This is a genomic window from Rhizobium sp. 32-5/1, assembly GCF_029537235.1.
Classification (GTDB): Bacteria; Pseudomonadota; Alphaproteobacteria; order Rhizobiales; family Rhizobiaceae; genus Pararhizobium.
Genome location: NZ_CP120638.1, coordinates 409,674 through 431,349, shown reverse-complemented (window position 1 = coordinate 431,349; position 21,676 = coordinate 409,674). Strand labels below are relative to the sequence as shown.

The window sequence follows — 21,676 nt, the reverse complement described above, 5'->3', positions numbered from 1 at the left end:
CCAATGGCAAGGCTTGGATCAAAAGAGGAACATTCCCGATGCGCCTGTCCACAACTGATTTTGTCTCGCCTGCAGTCGTCTGGGCCGCGCTGATGGGCCTTGCGCTGCTTGTTTCGTCGAGCCTGCCGGCGAAAGCCGAGATGTTGCAGCCCTACAAGGATGCGCTGTTCGCATACCAGACCGTCCTCGAAACAGCGGATGACGGTGACTACCGAGTGGTCGAATATCAGGAACTGCGCGACATCAACGGCCGCGACCAGGTCCCGGAGCGGCGGGTGAAGCGGGCTTATGTGTCGCTTGGCGTCAAAAAGAGCCAGGTCAACGAGACCATCTCCGTTGCCGGTCGTGCCATTGATGTCATGCGTGTCGGCCGGGAAACGGGCGGCGCATTTTCAGTGGTCTTCGTGCACGGGCGTGGTGGAGATCGCCGGCTTGGCGCCAATGATTATTCCTTCGGGGGCAATTTCAACCGGCTGAAGAACCTCGCGGTTGAGAATGGCGGCGTCTATTACGCGCCGAGCGTCGGATCCTTCGATGAAGCCGGCGTTGCCGATGTGGCCGCCTTGATTGCGCATGCCAAGGCCAGTTCCGGAGGCAAGCCGGTCGTGCTGGCCTGTGCCTCCATGGGCAGTTTCATCTGCTGGGGCATCGCGCGGGTACCGGATGCGGTGGCAGCACTCGACGGCATGATGATCATGGGCGGGCCAGCGGACGAGACGTTTTTGAAAAGTGCTGCCTACAAGGCGAAACTGCCCGTTTTCTTCAGCCATGGCAGTGCCGATAGCGTTTATCCTGCCGCCGCACAGGTCTCGTTCTATCGAAAACTCAAAAAGACAGGCTATCCGGTGCGCCTCGTTCTTTTCGAAACCGGATCGCACGGGACACCCGTCCGCATGACCGACTGGCGCGATGCCCTGAACTGGATCGCGGCTCGGCAACACAGCTAATATATCCGCGTTTCATTAACCACCCCATCAATTTAGAGACCCGACAACCCTGACGTTTGCTTTTCTGAAAGCCGGACGTGGGACGTTGCTGCCAAATTTATATTGGGGTCTTGTATTATGGATGCTCGGACAGAAACACGGCATATTCCGTTGTGTGTCGATCTGGATGGTACGTTGCTTTCAACAGATACCTTGTGGGAAGGTGCGGCAGTTGTTCTCCTGCGCAATCCCTTTCTGTTGTTTGCGATGGTCTATTGGCTGGCAAAGAGCAAGGCGCGTCTGAAGTTTGAGGTCGCCAGGCGATCGGGGCGCCAAGCCGCGGATTGGCCATACCGCGAGGCGGTGCTGCAGCGCCTGAAGCGCGAGGCTGAGACTGGCCGACCAATTGTTCTCGTGACAGGTGCTGCAGAATGCGTCGCTTTGGAGGTCGCGGCCCATACCGGCCTGTTTACCTCCGTGCTCCACAGCTCAGAAACGCTGAACCTGACCAGCGGGCGCAAGCGCGAAGCGCTTGTCGAGCGATTCGGAGAGGGGGCTTTGACTACATGGGCAACAGCCGCGACGATGTTGCGGTCTTTGATGTTGCCCGCAAGGCCATTGTCGTGGCGCCGGATGGTGCCGCGGAACGCTGGCGCCGCAACCATGATGCCGAACGGCTTGACCTGGGCAAGACAAGCCGGCTTGCAACGCTAAAATCGATCCGTGTGCACCAATGGGCCAAGAACGTCCTGATCGGCGTGCCGATGGTCCTCAACCATGACATCCTGCAACTCGATGCGCTGATCAAAGTGGGGATGGCTTTCTTCGCCTTCAGCTTCCTGGCGTCCGCCGTTTATGTCATCAACGATCTTTCTGATCTGACCAATGATCGACGCCACCCGAAAAAGCGCCATCGTCCGCTTGCAAGCGGCCAGATGTCGGTGCCTATGGGCCTTGTTATCGCCGGCTGTCTGGTTCTCGCGTCGCTCGGCCTGACATCCATGCTGCCGTGGGAGTTTGCCGCCACGCTCGGCTTCTATGCCTTGGCGACGACGGCCTATACATTCGTGCTGAAGCGCAAGCTGCTGGTCGATGTCTTTACCCTGGCAGGCCTCTATACGGTCCGTATCGTTGCAGGCGCCGCCGCGACCGATACTGAACTGTCGTTCTGGCTCTTGTCATTCTCGATTTTCTTCTTCCTCAGCCTGGCGCTGGTGAAACGCTATGTCGAACTGGACGAATATGACGGTCGGGACGGGCAGCAGGTGCCTGGTCGCGGTTATACATCCGTCGATTTCGAGATGGTGGGGCAGGCCGGCGTATCCTCGGCCTTTGCCGCCGCGATGGTTCTGGCGCTGTACATCCACAGCAAGGAAATGATGGAGATGTATGCGCAGCCCTGGGTGCTGTGGCCGCTTTGCCCGCTGGTGCTCTACATGCTGCTGCGGATCTGGATGCTGGCGCGCCGCCGCATGCTGCACGAGGATCCCGTCGTCTTCATCATGCGCGATTGGCGCAGCCTCGTGACCATGTCGATCGGCGCGTCGCTTGTATTGATCGGTGCGCTGGGGCCACAATGAGCGACGGTACATTCGATAGCTGGGGCCGCATTGATTGCCGCACGCGGCAAGGCATCTCGCCGGACATTTACGAGAACATGCGCGGGCAGGCAGGGCCGGGGGCCTTGCTGCCGTTCGGCAATGGCAGGTCCTATGGTGACAGCTGCCATAACGATGCCGGCACGCTGATCGACAGCCGCAGGCGCAGCCGCATCCACGGCTTCGATCCGGGAACCGGCATTATCTCCTGTGATGCCGGTGTGACGCTTCACGACATCCTGGCGCGGACGATTCCGCATCGCTTCTTCCTGCCGGTGACGCCGGGAACCGCATTCGTCACCATTGCCGGTGCCGTCGCCAATGATGTCCACGGCAAGAACCATCATATCAGGGGCACCTTCGGCAATCACGTCGTTTCGCTGACGTTGCTGCGCTCCAGCGGCGACGTCCTGACATGCTCCATGCGCGAGAACGTTGAGCTTTTCCGCGCCACGATTGGTGGCATGGGGCTGACGGGGCTCATTCTGTCCGTCGATCTGCAGATGATGAAGGTTCCGTCTGCCCATATCCAGCAGCACACGATCCGCTTCGATCATCTTGACCGGTACTTCGAGATCGCGGCGCAGGTGGACGACGAGCATGAATATGCCGTCGCCTGGATCGATCAACTGGCCACCGGCAGGCGGATGGGCCGCGGCCTGCTTCTGGCCGGCGACCATGCTGACGCGTCTTGCGAGTTTCCCGACATGCCGCGGGGCATGAAGCTGTCCGTGCCGTTTGCCCCGCCTTTCAATCTGCTCAACCGGTTGACGCTGAAGGCCTTTAACGAGGCCTACTTCCGCAAGGCAAAGCCGCAGGAGACGGTCGAAACGGTCAAGTGGCCCGGCTATTTCTATCCGCTCGATGCCATCGGCCGATGGAACCGCCTTTACGGGCCGAAGGGGCTCTATCAGCACCAGAGCGTCTATCCCGTGGAAAATGCCCCAGAGATTACCGCGCTGCTGATGCAGACGGCGCGGGATGCCGGTCATGCCTCGTTCCTGACCGTGCTCAAACGCTTTGGCGGCACACAGTCGCGCGGTCTTTTTCCTTTCCGCGACCCGGATTTACCCTGACCCTGGATTTCGCCAATCAGGGTTTACCGACCCTTAAGCTGCTCGATCGGCTCGATGCCATCGTTACGGACGCCGGCGGCGCGATCAATCCTTACAAGGATGCCCGCATGAGCGCGCAAGTCTTTGAAAAATCATTCCCCGAGTGGCGAAAACTGGAGGCTTTCCGCGATCCCGCGATCGTCTCCAATTTCTGGAAACGTACCGCCTTGGCTTTGCCAAAACGAGACTAGTTACAATTTGAACTAAATAAATGCGCGAATTTTACGAAATATACTGCTCTTGCGTGTAGTTGGTTTCTTCGGAACAGGGAGCTTTGAAATGAAGTATATCGTATTCATTCTCTTCACTGTGCTGACCAATGCGGCAGCGCAGCTTATGCTGAAACAGGGCATGCTCAATCTTGGGCCGCTCAGCTTCACCGCCGACACATTCATCGTTCGCATCTTTCAGATCGTCTTCAGCCCCTGGATCTTTGCCGGTCTCGTGACCTTCGTCATCTCCATGGCATCGCATCTCTACGTGCTGTCGAAAGTCGAACTTTCCTTTGCCTTTCCTTTCCTCAGCCTCGCCTATGTGGCGGTCGCTGTCTTCGCCTACTTCATCTTCCACGAGGACATCAACGCCTGGCGCATCGCCGGCATCGGCTTCATCTGCGTCGGAACCGTACTCATCGCCCAATCCGGCTCGTCTTCGCATGATGAAGGCCGTGCCCTGGAAACAGCGGGCGCAACAGCAAAAATCGGGAGCCCATCATGAAACATATCATTTTTGGCGGCGACGGCTTCGTCGGTCGTCACCTGGCAGAAAGCCTCGTCAATGAAGGCGAGGAGGTGCTGGTCGCCGATATCGCCAAGTCCGATCTGCCGCACTACGCCCGTGCCCGTTTCGTCCATTGCGACGTGACGAAAGCCGAGGATGTCTTTGCCGTCGAAATCGGTCCGGACGACATGGTCTACAACATGGCCGCCAAGATGCTGTCACCGCTCCAGATTCGCTCGAAACGCTGGGAATTTTTTGGCCGGTCAATTATTACGGGGCCGAGAACATCATGAAAGCGACGACGAAGGCCGGTGCGAACCGGATGGTGCAGTTCACCACCGACATGATTTACGGTCACACGGTCCAGTCGCCGCAGACGGAGGATCATCCGGCCAAGCCGCTCGGCGAATACGGCAAGTCGAAATGGGCAACCGAGAAGCTCGCCGTCGAATGGCGCAAGCAGGGCCTGAACATCTCGATTTTTCGCCCGCGCCTGATTATCGGCCCTGGTCGCCTCGGGATTCTCGAAAAGCTGTTCAAGCTGATCGACGCAAACCTTCCGGTACCGATGATCGGCTCGGGCAAGAACCCGTACCAGTTCATCTCGGTCTTCGATTGCGCCGAAGCCGCCCGTCTCGCCTGGAAGGGCGGCGTGCCGAATGCGGAATACAATCTCGGCTCCGACAATCCACCATCGGTGAAGAAGCTGCTCGGCGACCTGATCGTGCATGCCGGTTCGAAATCGTTCCTGCTGCCGACGCCGGCTTTCGCGGTCAAGGCGACGCTTGCCGCCTTCGACGCGATCAACCTGCCGATCATGGATCCGGAACAGTATCTGATCGCCAACGAGATGTGCATTCGCGAGACAGGCAAGCTCAAGCGAGAGCTGGGCTGGAAGCCGCAATACAATGATGGCGCCATGCTGATCGCAGCCTATGACGAATACCGCGCCAAGAAGGCCGGACAATCCTATGCAACCACATCGGCCGTACCGGCGGAATGAACGAGGGAACAAACAACATGCTCGACAAACCAGCCCGTATCGCCGTCGACGCGCCTGCGCTCGATACCACCGCTTCCGCCGGCAGCATCCGCAAGCCGGACCTTCTGACCGTCGACCAGGCGAAGGCCATGAGCCTCGCCGACATGACGACGCTGTTCAAGGATCACTTGAACCCCGGCCAGCTGCACTTCATGAAGCTGCTCGGCTTCAACAAGATCAAGGTCGAGAGCGCCGAGGGCATGTATTACACCGACCAGAACGGCCGGAAAATCCTCGATTTCTTCGGCGGTTTCGGCTCGCTCGCCTTCGGTCACAATCATCCCCGGATCATTGCTGCGCGCAAGAAATTCCAGGACGAGAACCGCCACGAAATCGCGATCGCCTTCATGTCGCAATATGCAGCGGCGCTGGCGAAAAACCTCGCGGCAATCGCACCTGGTGACCTCGACATGGTGTTTCTCGGCTCGTCCGGCTCAGAAGCCATGGAAGCGGCGTTGAAAGTGGCCGAGCGCGCTGCCGGGCCGAAGCGCCCGCGCATCGTCTATGCCGAGAATTCGTTCCACGGCAAGACCAAGGGCGTTCTGTCGATCACCGACGGTCCGCTCTATCGCGGCGAATTCAAGCTGCTCGACAACAATGTGAAGGTTCCGTTCGGCGACATCGAGGCGATCCGCAGTGCCTTCGAGCGTGATCCGACCATCGGTGTGCTGGTCCTCGAAACGATACAGGGCGGCGGCGGCATCATCTCGGCTCCACCAGCCTTCTGGCAGGAGGTTCGCGCGCTCTGCGACAAGCATGGCGTCATCTGGGTCGCCGACGAGGTCCAGTGCGGCATGGGCCGCTCGGGCCGCTTCTTCGCCTTCGAACATGCCGGTGTCGTGCCTGATGTGACGGCGCTTGCGAAATCGCTCGGCGGCGGCAAGACGGCGATGGCGGCGATGATCGCCAAGCGCGACGTCTACATGAAAGCCTATGGCACCAAGAATACGGCGATGATCCATGCGCAGGCCACCTTCGGCGGTATCGGCGAGGCCTGCATCACCGCGATCGAAGGCCTCAACATCATGTATGACGAGGACCTGATCGAGAATGCCGCGGTGCAGGGCGACTACCTGCTCGAGCGTCTCAATGTTCTGAAGGCCAAATATCCGAAGATCATCAAGGATGTTCGGGGGCAGGGACTGATGGTCGGCCTGGAATTCCAGGATTTCAGCCAGACCCTGCCGATGGTGCTTCGCCCGGTGATCGGCGTTCTCGACGACAAGCTGAAGGGCTCGCTGTCCGGCTTCATCGGCGCGCTGCTTTTGAAGGACTACGACACGCTGGTTGCCTTCACCGAGTACAATCGCAACGTCATCCGGCTTGAACCGCCGCTTGTCTGCGAACGCCAGCATGTCGATCAGTTCGTCGATGCGCTCGACAGCCTGCTCGGCCGCGGCATCGTCCACATCGTCAAGGATTTTGTGGGAAGCCAGTTCGCCTGATCCGATGCATGTCTGACACCAGCAGGACGGCGGTCAAGGGCCGCCGTTTTGTTTGTCATCAGGACCGCAACAGCACCTTGGTCGATCCGATAGCCGTTGCGACCTGCTGGTAATGCTGCAGCCGTTTCTCGGAATTCTCCGACGACCGCAGGAGTTCGGTACGCAGTTCATCTATAACAGCATTGGCTTTCTGCATCGCGACCTTGAGTTCCGTCTTCTTCACGGCCGTATAACGTCGCTTTGCAGGGAACCGGCGGTTGGCGCCGGGCTCGCTTTCGATTTTTGGCGCGCTGCTGTCTGCATGTTGGCGAACGATGCCGTTGAGTTTTCCGGAGGCGCGCTGGATCAGCGAGCGGGCGCGCGCATAATCGCCACCGGCGGGAATGCGCTTCGCCACATTGTTCAGACCCTGCCGCAGGCAGTCGATCCTGTAGACGGGATCATAGCGCCCGCATTCGTTCCGCACACTATCGATGTTGCGAACGATCGCCGCCGTGTCGGACGTGCTGGCAACGGTATCCACCGCCGACCCCGACCTGTCATGGGAGCTGGGACCTGTGGTTTGCCCGAACGCACCCATCGGTTGCCATAAGGAGAGTGCCGACGCCAGCAGGATCGACACCAGTTTCGACCGCCAGGTCGTGGTTGTGCTCTGGAGCATCATTGTCCTGCCTTTGTCTATTCGTTGCGTCCGAAGGCTATGCGCATGCTGCGTTGTGTTCCTGATCCAATTTCGCCGTCGATCGTTCCTTCGTAGAACTTGTTCTCGGCAAGTTTGGCCTGCAGCGCTTTCCGCGTCTGCGCCGTGAACATGGTCGGTTTGGTGCTCAGTTGGTTGAGCACGTCTTCGACGCCCGAACGCAGCGCGAGGTAGAGATAACCGGCCGCGTCGTCAGGACCCTTGCCCTTGATCACCTTGTCGTCGATTAACGCAGCGACGTTGAACATCGCCTGTGGGTGGCGAAGATCGGCCGCCTGCTGGAACAGCCCGATCGCCTTGGCCGGATCGCGGGGAAGGCCCTCCGCACCCTGATAATAGAGAAAGCCGAGATCATTGATCGCATCGGCAAAACCGAGGCTCGCGGATTGCTGGTAGAGCCTCAGCGCTTCCGCCACGTTCTGCACGGTGCCGATGCCCTTTTCATGCAGCTTGGCCAGTTCGAACATGGCTTCCGGATCGCCGGCATCGGCTGCGGATTTGAACAGCGAAAACGCCTTGTCCGGTGCATAACGCTGCTGGTCGGGGCTGAGCGACATATAGCCGAGGCCGATCATGGCGCGCGTGTTGCCATCTTTCGCGAGCGCGGCCAGCTGCACGGCCTGATCCGGGGCCAGCGATTGCCAAGCGGCAACCTTGTCCTTGCCATCGGTGGCTGCATCCGAGCCACCCAGAAAAAATGGGACGCCGGACAAGGAGCCGTAAAAATGCGGCTGCTGTCGATTGAGCGTCTCGGACATCACGCGGTCGCGCACCTGCCTGAACATCAGCCCGATTTCGACGTTCTTTTCCGGAAGCAACTGCATCAGCGCCGTGGCAAAGGGGCTGTTGTTTCCCGCCCCGTCCAACGCGACTTCGCCATCCTTCGCGGCATACATGACCATCATGCCACGGTCCGGGGTCGGAGCGGCAAGACCCGCGCCGCGCACGGTATCCACGACCTTGGTGGCCGCCGGATCGAGCGTCGCGACATCGGTCGTCTTCACCGGCCAGTTGGAAAAGGGATTGTTGCGGCACGAATCGAGGATCACGATGCGAAGCTTGCGCGCACGATCCACTGCGCCCAGCAGCCGCTTCAGGCTGAGCGCCTTGTCGGCGATCTCGTTGGGCGCCTTGATGTCGATGTCGATGGGGACGAGATAGTTTTCTCCGCCTACCTCGACGCCATGGCCGGCATAGTAAACCAGCGCAATATCGGCTGTTTCGGAACGGAAAGAGAAGTCGTTGACGATTTGAACAAGCTCGGGAAGGGTCTTGTCGGTGGCGATCTGGGTTTCGAAGCCAAGCTTTGAGAGCGTCGCTCCGATCGCGTTCGCATCATTGGTGGTGTTCTTCAGCGCACTGATTGTCGTGTACTTTGCCATGCCAAGAACAAGAGCGATGCGCTCAGCGGCAAGCGCGGGAACAGCGAGAAAGCTACTGGCGGTGAGCAATAGCAAACAAAGACCGGTTCGCAACCAGTTCGTCTGCCCCTGACCTTCCCGCATCGCTGTCTGCCCCCTGAAAATTCATGCCTGCGATAAAAATGGATCGTCCTTCAAACAGAGGCCAAACTGCGGATGTGCTGTAGGAAATTCCGCATCGCGTCTTCCTCTTCGGATATTGTCGTCGTCGTTGCGCGTTCAGCGACCGCCCGGAAAAAGGTATCGTTTACTGTAGGGTCGAAATCTCGACGCGCCGGTTTCGTCCGTCGTCCGGATAGTCTGGATAAAGCAGCGCATCTTCGCCGAAAGCCCGCACGACAAGACGATGCGGATCGACATGATAATATTCGACCAGATACCTCGTCGCCGATTCCGCACGACGGCGGCTCAGCTCCAAGTTGGAATAGTCGCTGCCGATTGCATCGGTATGGCCGCCGATCAGGAAGCGGTAATTTGACAATTCACTGGATTGCAACGCCTTGCCGACGCTGTCGAGCAGGTCGCGGGCATCCGGGGTCAATTCGGCGGAACCGAGCCGAAACGTGACCGCGAGGTTGACTGTGGCGGACACCTTGTCGCCATAGCTGTTTGTCGTTGCGGCTGCGTAGTTGTCAGCCGGTTTTTCGTAGGAATCGGCTGGTTGCTGATAGGAATCGGCAGGCTTTTCGTGAGCCGTCTCGGTGCCCTCTCCACCCTGGATAAGCACCCCTTTGTGCGCCGGCTTCAGCCCACGCGTGCCGTCCTCGATTTCAGCACCGCTTCCACCCGATGAACCTCCCCCGGTGTCAGCGACCGGACGAGATCTTCGGGCGACGTGGTCGTCAACAAATCCTGTGCATTTGCCGCACCATAAAACGAAAAAGAAATACTATAAGTGAAACGCCAACCCTGCCTTGCATCGGCATGCTCCCTTGGCTTCGCGCATCGTGGAAAACCCTAATTTTCCGAATGCCGAAAGACTATGTTAAGCTTTGTTTCCCGTCAATTCTAAACGTTTCAACTCACTGCTTTCATCGGCATGCAAAGCACTTTTCTTTCATTATCTTATTTGCTAGGGCCAATGCTTGAAAAAGCAGCCTCGGAGGAGAATTCATGACGCCCGAAATACGCCCGCTTGTTGCCGGAAACTGGAAGATGAATGGTCTGCGCGGTTCGCTGGACCAGGTCAAAGCCATGGCGGAAGGCGTCAAGGGCCCACTGTCGGAAAAGGTGGAGACCCTGATCTGCCCGCCGGCAACCCTGCTCTATGTTGCGACGGCGCTTTGCGACGACAGCCCGCTTCTGATCGGCGCGCAGGATTGCCATCAGGATGCTGCCGGCGCCCATACCGGCGACGTTTCGGCAGAGATGATCGCCGATTGCTTCGGAACCCATGTGATCGTCGGTCACTCCGAGCGTCGCACCGATCATGCCGAGAGCGATGCGCTCGTCCGGGCCAAGGCGACCGCGGCTTTTGCGGCTGAGTTGGTCGCGATCATCTGCATCGGCGAGACGGGCGACGAACGCAAGGCCGGAAGGACGCTGGATGTGCTGAAGACTCAGCTTGCGGGCTCCGTGCCGGATGAGGCGACCGCTGAAAACACCGTCATCGCCTATGAGCCGGTCTGGGCGATCGGCACGGGCCTGACGCCGACGACCGAGGACGTCGAGGAGGCGCACGCTTTCATGCGCGCCGAACTGGTGGGTCGTTTCGGCGCAGCTGGCGGCAAGATGCGTATTCTCTATGGCGGCTCCGTCAAGCCCGCCAACGCCCGGGAATTGATGGGTGTGTTGAACGTTGATGGCGCTCTGATCGGTGGCGCAAGCTTGAAAGCGCAGGACTTCCTCGCCATTTACGGCGCGTATGAAGAATTGACGGCCTGACGGGATTTGATCACGGGCAGGGCTTGGAATGCGCGGTTGCTTGGTATATGCAGCCGCCAACACTTATATTGAGCCGTACAAGCGAAAAGTGTGAGGCGTTTCGCCCGCATGAAACTTCTACGTGATCGAAGGCAGGACTGGACAAAATGCAGACCGTATTGCTCGTCATCTATCTCATGGTCGTTCTCGCGCTGATCGGCGTGGTTCTCATCCAGCGCTCCGAGGGCGGTGGATTGGGCATCGGCGGCGGCTCCGGCTTCATGTCGGCGCGCGGTGCGGCCAATGCACTGACACGCACCACCGCAATCCTGGCGACGCTGTTCTTCGTTCTGGCGCTCGGCATGGGCATCCTGTCGCGCTATGAGCCGAGCGCGACTGACGTTCTCGACCGTATCCCGGGCACCACGAACAACGGCAATGGCGTTCTCGATTCGCTTGGCGGCACGACGACGCCGACCCCAACCGAGGGCAACAATGCGGTTCCGACCGATTCCGGCGCTGCGACGACGACTCAGACCCCAGCTACGACGACAACGCAGACCCCAGCTACGACGACCCAGACTCCGGCCGGTGCCGTGACCACGGGAACCGAGACCAAGCCGGCGACATCCGGTTCGGACGTCCCGACCGGACAGTAAGGTGTGGTCTCAATGAACCCACCGGCGGAAGCTTTACTTCCGCCGGTTTTCTTTGCTTGCATTTCGCCTTTTGAACATTTCAACCGAAAAATTCTGATTCAGGAATTTTTCGGTGGCGGAATCGATTTTGAAACGGTATCCGGTGAAGCCCATGGCGCGATATGTATTCATCACTGGCGGCGTGGTTTCTTCCCTTGGAAAAGGGATCGCCGCAGCTGCTCTCGGAGCGTTGCTGCAGGCCCGGGGTTACCGGGTGCGGCTTCGTAAACTCGATCCCTATCTCAACGTCGATCCGGGCACCATGAGCCCGACGCAGCACGGCGAAGTGTTCGTGACCGACGACGGCGCGGAGACCGATCTCGATCTCGGCCACTACGAGCGCTTTACCGGCCGCTCGGCGACCAAGACCGATAACATCACCACGGGTCGTATCTACAAGAATATCATCGACAAGGAACGCCGCGGCGATTATCTCGGCGCCACGGTTCAGGTCATTCCGCACGTTACCAATGAGATCAAGAATTTCGTCACCGAAGGCAATGACGAGTTCGACTTCGTCATCTGCGAGATCGGCGGCACGGTCGGCGATATCGAGGCCATGCCGTTCATGGAAGCGATCCGCCAGCTGAAGAACGATCTTCCGCGCGGCACCGCGATCTATCTCCACCTGACGCTGATGCCCTATATCGCGGCGGCCGGCGAACTGAAGACCAAGCCGACGCAGCATTCCGTCAAGGAACTGCAGGCGCTTGGCATCCACCCGGATATCCTTCTGGTGCGCGCCGATCGCGAAATTCCGGAAGCCGAACGTCGCAAGCTGTCGTTGTTCTGCAACGTCCGTCCGTCTGCAGTCATCCAGGCGCTGGATGTAGCCTCAATCTATGACGTGCCGATCGCCTATCACAAGGAAGGCCTCGACAATGAAGTCCTGGCCGCCTTCGGCATCGAGCCGGCACCGAAGCCGCGCATCGAGAACTGGGAAGACGTCGCAAACCGCATCCGCACGCCGGAAGGCGAGGTCACGATTGCCATCGTCGGCAAATATACCGGCCTCAAGGATGCCTACAAGTCCCTGACCGAGGCGCTCTATCATGGCGGTATCGCCAACCGGACCAAGGTCAAGCTCGAATGGATCGAGTCGGAAGTCTTCGAAAAGGAAGACCCGTCGCCCTATCTGGAAAAGGTCCACGGCATTCTCGTTCCCGGCGGTTTCGGCGAACGCGGCTCGGAGGGCAAGATCCAGGCGGTTCGTTTTGCCCGCGAACGCAAGGTGCCCTATTTCGGCATCTGCTTCGGCATGCAGATGGCGGTCGTAGAAGCGGCCCGCAATCTCGCCGGCATCGAAAAGGCGTCGTCCACAGAGTTCGGGCCTACCGCCGAGCCGGTGGTCGGCCTGATGACCGAATGGGTCAAGGGCAATGCGCTTGAGAAGCGCGCCGCTGCAGGCGATCTTGGCGGGACGATGCGTCTCGGCGCCTACAAGGCCAGCCTGAAGAAAGGCACCAGGATTGCCGAAATTTACGGCTCGACCGAGATTTCCGAGCGCCATCGCCATCGCTACGAGGTGAATGTCGATTACAAGGACCGGCTCGAAGCCTGTGGTCTCGAATTTTCCGGCATGTCGCCGGACGGCGTGTTGCCGGAAACGGTCGAATATCCGGATCACCCCTGGTTCATCGGTGTCCAGTACCACCCGGAACTGAAGAGCCGGCCGCTTGATCCGCACCCGCTGTTTGCGAGCTTCATTTCGGCGGCCCTGGAACAGAGCCGCCTCGTCTGAGGGGCGGACTTTGACAGCTGTCTGAATTGCGAAAACCCGGTGAACGCCGGGTTTTTGAGTCTCAGCAGTCCTGTTGGCCGGCGTCGGCGCTTGCTGCCAATTTGCATAAAAACGTCTTTTTAAGATTTACGGGTTAGTAATCTCTTGGAAACCGAGAGACACCTGCGATGCGTATTGCGTTCATCATCGCCATCATGTTGCTGGCCGGCTGCGCGACCGCGCCGCGCCATACGAGAGATGCCTGTGCCGTTTTCGAGCAGCGCGACGGGCTTTTCGACAATTGGGAGCGTGCCGCCAGAAAGACGGAGCGGGAATTCGGTGTTCCGGTTTCCGTGCTGATGGCGACGATCTATACTGAATCCGGTTTTCGCGCCAAGGCAAGACCGGCGCGCACCAAGCTCTTCGGCTTCATTCCCTGGAAGCGCTTGTCGACAGCCTATGGCTATTCGCAGGCGCTCGACGGAACCTGGAGCCGCTACAAGAAGGAAACCGGCCGCTGGGGCGCGCGTCGCACGAAATTCGCCGACGCAGTGCATTTCGTCGGCTGGTATCATTTCAACAGCCACCTGAAGAACGGTATCGCACTCAACGATGCCTACAACCTCTATCTCGCTTATTACTCCGGCGATGCAGGTTACCGCCAGGGCAAGTGGCGCTCGAATGGCCGCATCAAGCAGGCCGCCCAGCGCTCCGCCAATCTGGCCAGAACCTACGCGCAGCAACTGCGCAGTTGTGATTGAGCCAAGTTATAGGCGGTCTCGAAGCGTCACGAGGTGATCTTCGTGTCCCAATAGGGCGGGGCGCCGAAGGCCGCTCGCAGATGGTCTGCGAGCGCGCGCAATTTCACCGGCGCACGCCGGCCCTCGGGGTGTGCCATGTAGATATATTCGAGTTCCGCTGTCACGCCGATGTCGATGGTGACGAGTTCTCCGGTCTCGATCGCCTGCCAGACGGCGAACATCGGCATCAGCGCAATGCCGAGGCCGGCAATCGCTGCATCGCGGATCATGTCGCCATTGTTCAGGCCGAGACCGAATTGGCCGCGGACGACGATGGTTCCGCCGGGTGACGGAAATCGCCAGTCGGCAATGCCGCGATTTGTGTAGAAAATGCCCCTGTGTTCTTCCAGTTCGGCAATGGAGGAGGGGCGGCCATTCTTCTCCAGATAGTCTGGTGAAGCGATGAGGACGCGGCGACTCGGCGCCAGACGCCAGGCCATCAGGCGCGAATCGAGGATCGGCCCGTGCCGCAGCACCGCGTCATAGCCATCGGCTGCGGCATCGACCCTGCGATCGTCGAGATCGAGCGTAAGTTCCAGCTTCGGATTGGCGCACAGGAACGGGTAAAGCGCCGGTCCAAGATGCAGGCGGCCAAAAGTCACCGGCGCTGAAATCCTAAGGGACCCGGCCAGCGTCCCCCGCCGTTCCGCCATGTCGGTGGCTGCGTCCTCGACGTCCTGGACGATGCGCGACGCCCGTTCGAGAAACGCTGCGCCATCTTCTGTCAATGTCAGCTTGCGCGTGGTCCGGTGCAGGAGGCTTGCGCCGAGACTGCGCTCCAGCTCGGCGAGCCGCTCGCTGACCACGGATTTCGACAGCCTAAGGCGTCGCGCCGCCTCGCTGATCGATCCGCCTTCTGCGATGGCGACAAAGGTGGCGATGCCGTCGAGCTTGATCATCGTTCGGCTTTTCCGGATGCGAGTTCCAATATTTTCAGACTAATCCGAACGATCAAACAAATCCATATTCGCGTCAAGCAACGGCCTGAAGAGACGCCAGCACGGCGCCTCGACCGCTCGGCTCAAGAGGACAAGATCATGGATCGCCTTAACAACAAAGTCGCAATCGTCACGGGCGCCAGCGCCGGCATTGGTCGCGCAACCGCAAAACTTTTTGCAGCAGAAGGTGCAAAACTCGTGGTCGGTGCGCGCCGACAAAGCGAACTCGATATACTCGTCGCCGAAATCGAAGAGGCAGGCGGCAAGGCCGTGGCACTGGCCGGGGACGTCCGCTCGGAGGATTATGCCAGGGGTCTGGTGGCGCTCGCCGTCGATACCTACGGTCGTCTCGATATCGCCTTTAACAATGCCGGCACGCTGGGCGAGGCAGGGCCTAGCACGGGAGTTTCTGAGGCAGGCTGGAGCGATGCTATCGCAATCAACCTGACGGGTTCATTCCTTGGCGCCAAGCATCAAATCGCCGAAATGGTCAAGCATGGCGGCGGTTCGGTGATTTTCACCTCGACCTTCGTTGGCTATAGCTTCGCCTTCCCGGGCGTCGCCGCCTATGCCGCGAGCAAATCCGGCCTTATCGGCCTGACCCAGGCGCTCGCTGCAGAATTCGGTCCGCAGTCCATTCGTGTCAATGCAATACTGCCGGGCGCGGTCGATACCGATATGTATCGCGAGATGAACGACACGGACGGAAAGCAGGCTTTCGTTACCAGTCTGCACGCCTTGAAGCGTGTTGCTACAGCCGATGAACTCGCCCGCTCGGTTTTATATCTCGCATCCGACGATTCCACTTTCGTGACCGGAATCGCATCGCTCGTCGATGGAGGCGCTTCGATCACCCGGACCTGAAAACCATCAAGCGTTCATACCAAATATCTCAAAAAGGAGCCCAATCATGCTACGTCTTCAAAATAAAACATCCCTGATAACCGGTGGCACCAGCGGCATCGGCCTTGAGACGGCCCGTCAGTTTCTGGCCGAGGGCGCGCGGGTCGCGGTCACCGGCACGAATCCGGCCAGTATCGAAAAGGCCCGCGCCGAACTGGGCGATGATGTGCTGTTCATCCAGGCTGACGCCGGCGATATCGCTGGACAGAGGGCGGTTGCCGAAGCCGTGGAGGCCGCTTTCGGTCATCTCGACATCCTGTTCATCAATGCCGGTGCGGCCGATTTCCGGCCCATCGAGCAGGTCGACGAGGACGCTTTTGATCGCTCGGTCTCGATCAACGTCAAAGGTCCATTCTTTCTTATCCAGGCGCTTTTGCCGATCCTGTCCAATCCGGCGTCTATCGTGCTTAACACCTCGATCAACGCGCATATCGGTATGCCGAACACAAGTGTCTACGCTTTGACGAAAGCGGCGCTACTATCTTTTGCCAAAACGCTTTCGGGAGAGTTGATCGGCCGCGGCATACGAGTGAATGCCATCAGTCCCGGACCGATCTCGACCCCGCTGTATGGCAAGCTCGGGATGACCGCCGCTGATACCAAGGCCATGGCAGATGCTAAAATCCCCGCTGGACGATTTGGTGATCCAAGCGAGATAGCCAAGGCCGTCGTCTTCCTGGGCTCGGATGAAGCCGCCTTCTCGGTCGGCAGCGAGTTGATCATTGACGGCGGGATGAGCAATCTTTGACACGGACGGGTGCGGCGCAAGTGTAACGCGTCGCACCTTTTTGCCTAGGCATCGACCAATTTCACTCAGGAAGAACATTTTCTTGAAAATGTCGTGCAAAGCAGGCAAAGCACCTGCCATAGGCCAGTTTCAGGGAAATCCATGACCGCAGCTCCCCGCATGCCCCGTCTGCTCGATCATCTTGTTCTGCCGGTCGGCGATCTCGCTGTCACGCGGCAACGCTTCGAAGCGCTCGGGTTTACGGTGGCTGCCGATGCGCGCCACCCGTTCGGGACCGAAAATGCCTGTGTCTTCTTTGCCGACAAGACCTATCTGGAGCCGCTCGCCATCGGCAGTCGCGAGGATTGCGAAGCCGCGGCCATTGCCGGCAACGTCTTCGTAGCGCGTGACCAGGCTCATCGTTTCCGCCGTGGCCAGGACGGTTTTTCCGCCATCGTCGTCAGTTCGAACGATGCCGGCGCGGATGGCGTGCGCTTCCGCAAGGCGGGTCTGTCGGGCGGCGACATGCTGGAGTTTTCGCGGCCGATGAAGCTTCCGGATGGCCGGCAAGCGACTGGAAGCTTCAAGCTGGCGTTTGCCGCTGACCTGCGCGCGCCGGATTTTTCTTTTTGCCTGCCAACGCGTCCAGCCGCTGCCGGCGGACCGCTCGGTGCTCGAAAGCCATGCCAATGGCGTCATAGGCATGTCGGACGTCGTTCTGTCCGAACCCAACCCGACGGATTTTCAATACATCCTGCAGGAAGTGGTGGATGAGCGCGAGGTCAGCGCCCATTCCTTCGGCATGGACATCGAAACGGCGAACGTGAAGATCTCCGTTCTCAATCCGGCTGGCATGCAGGGCTTTTTCGATCGTCGGACCAGCACGCATGCCCGCGGCTTGCGCGGCCGGGCGATTGTCCTGAAGGTCGCCGATCTGTCGGCGACGGAGCGGCATCTGACCGCGAACTCGGTCGATTTTATCAGAAAAGACAAGCGCCTGATCGTTCCGGAAGCGCCGGGGCAGGGTGTCATTTTCGCATTCGGAGAATAGGCATGCAGACAAATGCAAACGTGGTGGCCGGCAGCGGCGCGGCCCAGGTGGTCTTCTCCAATGCGCAGACGCTGTCGCTGATTGCCGGCCCCTGCCAGATGGAAAGCCGCGACCATGCCTTCATGATCGCCGGCACCATGGTAGAGCTGTGCAAGTCGCTCGGCATCGGCCTCGTCTACAAGTCGTCCTTCGACAAGGCCAACCGCACGTCGATCGCCGGAAAGCGCGGCATCGGCCTTGAAAAGGCAATGGAAATCTTCGCCGACCTCAAGACGGAATACGGCTTTCCGGTGCTGACCGACATCCACACGGAAGAACAGTGCGGCCTCGTCGCCCCGACCGTCGATATCCTGCAGATTCCGGCCTTCCTCTGCCGCCAGACAGACCTTTTGATCGCCGCTGCAAAGACCGGCCGCGTCATCAACGTCAAGAAGGGTCAGTTTCTTGCCCCTGGGACATGAAGAACGTGCTGGCCAAATTCACCGAAAGCGGCAATCCGAACGTCCTGCTCTGCGAACGCGGCGCCTCCTTCGGCTACAACACGCTGGTGTCCGACATGCGTTCGCTGCCGATCATGGCGGGGCTTGGTGCGCCTGTTGTGTTTGACGCGACCCATTCCGTGCAGCAGCCGGGCGGGCAGGGCGCATCGTCAGGTGGTCAGCGCGAATTCGTCGAGACGCTGGCGCGGGCAGCCGTTGCCGTTGGCGTGGCCGGCGTCTTCATTGAAACCCACGAGGATCCCGACAATGCGCCGTCCGATGGACCGAACATGGTGCATCTCAAGGACATGCCGCGGCTGCTCGAGACATTGCTTGCCTTCGATGCAGTCTCCAAGCGAGGCGTGTGAATTTTTCTTGACGGCGCGGCGTTGCATGCGCCCGCCATTGTAATTTCCGGGCCATGAATTATGACAGGCCATCCGTTCACAACCATGTCTGAAGCGGGCATGTTTAAAGCAGGGAAGAGATCATGACTGCAATCGTTGACATCATCGGCCGCGAAATTCTTGACAGCCGGGGCAACCCGACGGTCGAAGTTGACGTCTATCTCGAAGATGGCTCGTTCGGCCGTGCAGCAGTACCTTCGGGTGCCTCGACCGGCGCACATGAAGCTGTCGAACTGCGCGATGGCGGCAAGCGCTATCTCGGCAAGGGCGTCGAAAAGGCGGTCGAAGCCGTGAACGGCGAAATCTTCGAAGCCGTCGGCGGTCTCGACGCTGAAGACCAGATCCTGATCGACGATACCATGATCGAACTTGACGGCACGCCGAACAAGGCACGCCTTGGCGCCAATGCCATCCTCGGCGTTTCGCTCGCCGTTTCCAAGGCTGCCGCGACGGCTGCCGGTCTGCCGCTCTACCGTTATCTCGGCGGCCCGAATGCCCGCCTGCTGCCGGTTCCGATGATGAACATCATCAATGGCGGCGCCCATGCCGACAACCCGATCGATTTCCAGGAATTCATGATCGTGCCGGTTGGCGCCGATAATATCCGCGATGCCGTGCGCATGGGCTCGGAAGTCTTCCACACGCTGAAGAAGCAGCTGTCGGCCGACGGCCACAACACCAATGTCGGCGACGAAGGCGGTTTCGCACCGGGCCTCGCATCTGCTCCGGCAGCCCTCGATTTCATCATGAGCTCGATCGAGAAGGCCGGCTATCGCCCGGGCGAAGACATGTACATCGCGCTCGATTGCGCCTCGACCGAATTCTTCAAGGACGGCAAGTACCACCTGGAAGGCGAAGGCCGGGTGCTGGAGCCGGAAGCCATGGCCGACTATCTTGCTGAACTTGCCGGCAAATATCCGATCTTCTCGATCGAGGACGGCATGGGCGAAGACGACTGGGACGGCTGGAAGTACCTGACCGACAAGATCGGCGCGACGACCCAGCTGGTCGGCGACGACCTGTTCGTGACCAACTCCGCCCGCCTGCGCGACGGCATCAAGATGGGCGTCGCCAACTCGATCCTCGTCAAGGTCAACCAGATCGGTTCGCTCTCGGAAACGCTCGACGCCGTTGAAACCGCCCACAAGGCGCGCTATTCGGCCGTCATGTCGCACCGCTCGGGCGAAACCGAGGATCTCGACCATCGCCGATCTCGCCGTCGCCACCAATTGCGGACAGATCAAGACCGGCTCGCTTGCCCGCTCCGACCGCACCGCCAAATACAACCAGCTGATCCGTATCGAGGAGCAGCTCGGTCCGCAGGCGAAATATGCAGGCCGCTCGATCATCAAGGGGTGAAGTCGCCGTTCAATGTGTCGTCATGCTCGGGCTTGACCCGAGCATCTGCCAAAGTCTGAGGCGCATCGCAGAAACAATTGCCTGCGCATGCGTCGCAGCTGGATCAGATCCTTGGGACGAGCCCAAGGATGACGTCGGGGTTGATACAGACCCGCATCCCGAAACGGATGCGGGTTTTTTCGTTCGTGGCCTTATGGTCAACGCTCGGTTAATCAATGGCTGCTAGCTTCAGTCCTGTATTGCGTATCAGGGCATGAGCGATGTGGACCAAACATCATAAGAAACGGAAGCTGGGGCGGTTTGTCATGCCGCTCATCACGGTCGCGTTTCTTTCCTATTTCGGCTATCATTCCATCCACGGCGATTTCGGGCTGCGGGCAACCGAGATGTTCGATCGTCAACGCACCGAGCGGCAGGCGCGCCTGTCCGAACTGGTCGCCCAGCGCGAGACGCTCGAGCGGGAGGTCGCGCTGATGAGCGACGGTTCGCTGGAGCGCGACATCCTGGACGAAAAAGCACGTTTTTCGCTGAATATGTCCCGAGCCGACGAAATCGTGATCTTTCATTGATTTTTCGGATTAACCGAAAACACGTTAATCTAATATATATTCATTATTTCAATGGCTTAACAAGAATATTAGCTATGCAAATATAGCATTGCTGTCACGGCATTCTTTGCCTATGGTACCTGCAAAAGCAAACCATAGGGAGGAATGAATGGCTCCGCGAAAATCCGCGTCCGTTTCAAGCCGCAAGACAGCGGCAAAGCCCGCGAAGAAGGACTTCGTCAACGGCACCGTCGCCGATTTCGATCGCGATGCCGACCTGAAGGCCTATCGGGAGATGCTCCTCATCCGCCGCTTCGAGGAAAAGGCCGGCCAGCTTTACGGCATGGGCTTCATCGGCGGTTTCTGTCACCTCTATATCGGTCAGGAAGCTGTCGTCGTCGGCATGCAGATGGCGCTGAAGGAAGGCGATCAGGTCATTACCGCCTATCGCGACCATGGTCACATGCTCGCCTGCGGTATGAGTGCACGCGGCGTCATGGCCGAGCTGACCGGTCGCCGCAGCGGGCTTTCCCGCGGCAAGGGCGGCTCGATGCACATGTTCTCCAAGGAAAAGAATTTCTACGGCGGCCACGGCATCGTCGGTGCGCAGGTTTCGCTCGGAACAGGTCTTGCCTTCGCCAATCGCTACCGCGGCAATGACAATGTTTCGCTCGCCTATTTCGGCGACGGCGCGGCCAACCAGGGCCAGGTCTACGAGAGCTTCAACATGGCGGCACTCTGGAAGCTGCCGGTGATCTACATCGTCGAGAACAACCGCTACGCCATGGGCACCTCTGTGTCGCGCGCGTCTGCCGGTCACGATTTCTCGCAGCGCGGCGTCGCGCTTGGCATTCCAGGCTTTCAGGTCGACGGCATGGATGTGCGCGCCGTCAAGGCGGCCGGCGACGAAGCCGTGGCGCATTGCCGTGCCGGCAATGGCCCGATGATTCTTGAAATGCAGACCTATCGCTATCGCGGCCACTCCATGTCCGACCCGGCGAAGTATCGCTCCAAGGATGAAGTGCAGAAGATGCGGTCGGAACACGACCCGATCGAACAGGTAAAGGCGCGCATCCTCGAAAACGGATGGGCGAGCGAGGACGAACTGAAGGCAATCGACAAGGACGTCCGCGACATCGTCGCCGACAGTGCCGATTTTGCCCAGTCCGATCCGGAGCCGGATGTATCCGAGCTCTATACCGACATTCTGCTTTAA

At 59.4% G+C, this 21,676-nt stretch carries 16 protein-coding genes and 5 pseudogenes; 17 read left to right on the top strand and 4 right to left on the bottom strand.

The window, feature by feature from the left end:
* The first annotated feature begins 38 nt into the window (after positions 1–38).
* From P6U16_RS02180 to P6U16_RS02155, 6 genes and pseudogenes are all read left to right on the top strand, one after another.
* Positions 39–947, top strand: a complete 909-nt coding sequence (locus P6U16_RS02180) for an alpha/beta hydrolase (RefSeq protein ID WP_277702452.1) — start codon at positions 39–41, stop codon at positions 945–947.
* Positions 948–1,492: 545 nt separating this feature from the next.
* A complete protein-coding gene (locus P6U16_RS02175; protein WP_349017669.1) occupies positions 1,493–2,506 on the top strand; it encodes a UbiA family prenyltransferase in 1,014 nt (337 codons plus the stop codon).
* A pseudogene (locus tag P6U16_RS02170) lies at positions 2,503–3,830 on the top strand (FAD-binding oxidoreductase). The gene P6U16_RS02175 and the pseudogene P6U16_RS02170 overlap by 4 nt, the downstream one beginning before the upstream one ends.
* A gap of 88 nt (positions 3,831–3,918) precedes the next feature.
* Positions 3,919–4,356 carry an EamA family transporter gene (locus tag P6U16_RS02165; protein WP_277702451.1) on the top strand — a complete coding sequence of 146 codons (438 nt, stop codon included), beginning with the start codon at positions 3,919–3,921 and terminating at the stop codon, positions 4,354–4,356.
* Positions 4,353–5,362, top strand: a pseudogene (locus tag P6U16_RS02160) (NAD(P)-dependent oxidoreductase). The gene P6U16_RS02165 and the pseudogene P6U16_RS02160 overlap by 4 nt, the downstream one beginning before the upstream one ends.
* 17 nt (positions 5,363–5,379) lie before the next feature.
* Complete coding sequence (locus P6U16_RS02155; protein WP_277702450.1) at positions 5,380–6,846, top strand: aspartate aminotransferase family protein; 1,467 nt, start codon at positions 5,380–5,382, stop codon at positions 6,844–6,846.
* 58 nt (positions 6,847–6,904) lie between these two features.
* Here the strand turns inward: P6U16_RS02155 and P6U16_RS02150 are convergent, their stop codons facing one another.
* The 3 genes from P6U16_RS02150 to P6U16_RS02140 all read right to left on the bottom strand — a co-directional run bounded on the left by P6U16_RS02150 (position 6,905) and on the right by P6U16_RS02140 (position 9,694).
* Positions 6,905–7,510, bottom strand: a complete 606-nt coding sequence (locus tag P6U16_RS02150; protein WP_277702449.1) for a hypothetical protein — start codon at positions 7,508–7,510, stop codon at positions 6,905–6,907.
* 14 nt (positions 7,511–7,524) lie between these two features.
* Positions 7,525–9,051 (bottom strand): caspase family protein, encoded by a 1,527-nt coding sequence (locus P6U16_RS02145; protein ID WP_277702448.1) that lies wholly within the window; start codon positions 9,049–9,051, stop codon positions 7,525–7,527.
* A 163-nt stretch (positions 9,052–9,214) separates the two neighbouring features.
* A complete protein-coding gene (locus P6U16_RS02140) occupies positions 9,215–9,694 on the bottom strand; it encodes an OmpA family protein (RefSeq protein ID WP_277702447.1) in 480 nt (159 codons plus the stop codon).
* A 386-nt stretch (positions 9,695–10,080) separates the two neighbouring features.
* Between P6U16_RS02140 and tpiA the strand changes: the two genes are divergently transcribed.
* The 4 genes from tpiA to P6U16_RS02120 all read left to right on the top strand — a co-directional run bounded on the left by tpiA (position 10,081) and on the right by P6U16_RS02120 (position 14,009).
* Positions 10,081–10,851 carry a triose-phosphate isomerase gene (tpiA, locus tag P6U16_RS02135; RefSeq protein ID WP_277702446.1) on the top strand — a complete coding sequence of 257 codons (771 nt, stop codon included), beginning with the start codon at positions 10,081–10,083 and terminating at the stop codon, positions 10,849–10,851.
* 146 nt (positions 10,852–10,997) lie between these two features.
* Positions 10,998–11,489 carry a preprotein translocase subunit SecG gene (gene secG / locus P6U16_RS02130; RefSeq protein ID WP_277702445.1) on the top strand — a complete coding sequence of 164 codons (492 nt, stop codon included), beginning with the start codon at positions 10,998–11,000 and terminating at the stop codon, positions 11,487–11,489.
* A 142-nt stretch (positions 11,490–11,631) separates the two neighbouring features.
* Positions 11,632–13,269, top strand: coding sequence for a CTP synthase (locus tag P6U16_RS02125; RefSeq protein WP_277703978.1), 1,638 nt, complete (start codon positions 11,632–11,634; stop codon positions 13,267–13,269).
* Between the two features lie 167 nt (positions 13,270–13,436).
* Positions 13,437–14,009, top strand: a complete 573-nt coding sequence (locus tag P6U16_RS02120; protein WP_277702444.1) for a transglycosylase SLT domain-containing protein — start codon at positions 13,437–13,439, stop codon at positions 14,007–14,009.
* A gap of 26 nt (positions 14,010–14,035) precedes the next feature.
* On the opposite strand, the gene P6U16_RS02115 is transcribed toward P6U16_RS02120, so the two are convergent.
* Entirely contained in the window at positions 14,036–14,947 is a 912-nt protein-coding gene (locus tag P6U16_RS02115; protein WP_277702443.1) for a LysR family transcriptional regulator, read from the bottom strand.
* Positions 14,948–15,085: 138 nt separating this feature from the next.
* Here P6U16_RS02115 and P6U16_RS02110 point away from each other — a divergent pair, with 138 nt between their 5' ends.
* The 7 genes and pseudogenes from P6U16_RS02110 (at position 15,086) to pdhA (ending at position 21,676) form a co-directional block, all read left to right on the top strand.
* Positions 15,086–15,850 (top strand): SDR family oxidoreductase, encoded by a 765-nt coding sequence (locus P6U16_RS02110; RefSeq protein WP_277702442.1) that lies wholly within the window; start codon positions 15,086–15,088, stop codon positions 15,848–15,850.
* A 46-nt stretch (positions 15,851–15,896) separates the two neighbouring features.
* Complete coding sequence (locus P6U16_RS02105) at positions 15,897–16,637, top strand: SDR family oxidoreductase (RefSeq protein ID WP_277702441.1); 741 nt, start codon at positions 15,897–15,899, stop codon at positions 16,635–16,637.
* Positions 16,638–16,778: 141 nt separating this feature from the next.
* Positions 16,779–17,667, top strand: a pseudogene (locus P6U16_RS02100) (VOC family protein).
* Positions 17,668–17,669: 2 nt separating this feature from the next.
* A pseudogene (kdsA, locus tag P6U16_RS02095) lies at positions 17,670–18,514 on the top strand (3-deoxy-8-phosphooctulonate synthase).
* Positions 18,515–18,636: 122 nt separating this feature from the next.
* Positions 18,637–19,912: pseudogene (gene eno, locus P6U16_RS02090) on the top strand (phosphopyruvate hydratase).
* Between the two features lie 260 nt (positions 19,913–20,172).
* Complete coding sequence (locus tag P6U16_RS02085; RefSeq protein WP_277702440.1) at positions 20,173–20,481, top strand: septum formation initiator family protein; 309 nt, start codon at positions 20,173–20,175, stop codon at positions 20,479–20,481.
* Between the two features lie 148 nt (positions 20,482–20,629).
* A complete protein-coding gene (gene pdhA / locus P6U16_RS02080) occupies positions 20,630–21,676 on the top strand; it encodes a pyruvate dehydrogenase (acetyl-transferring) E1 component subunit alpha (RefSeq protein WP_277702439.1) in 1,047 nt (348 codons plus the stop codon).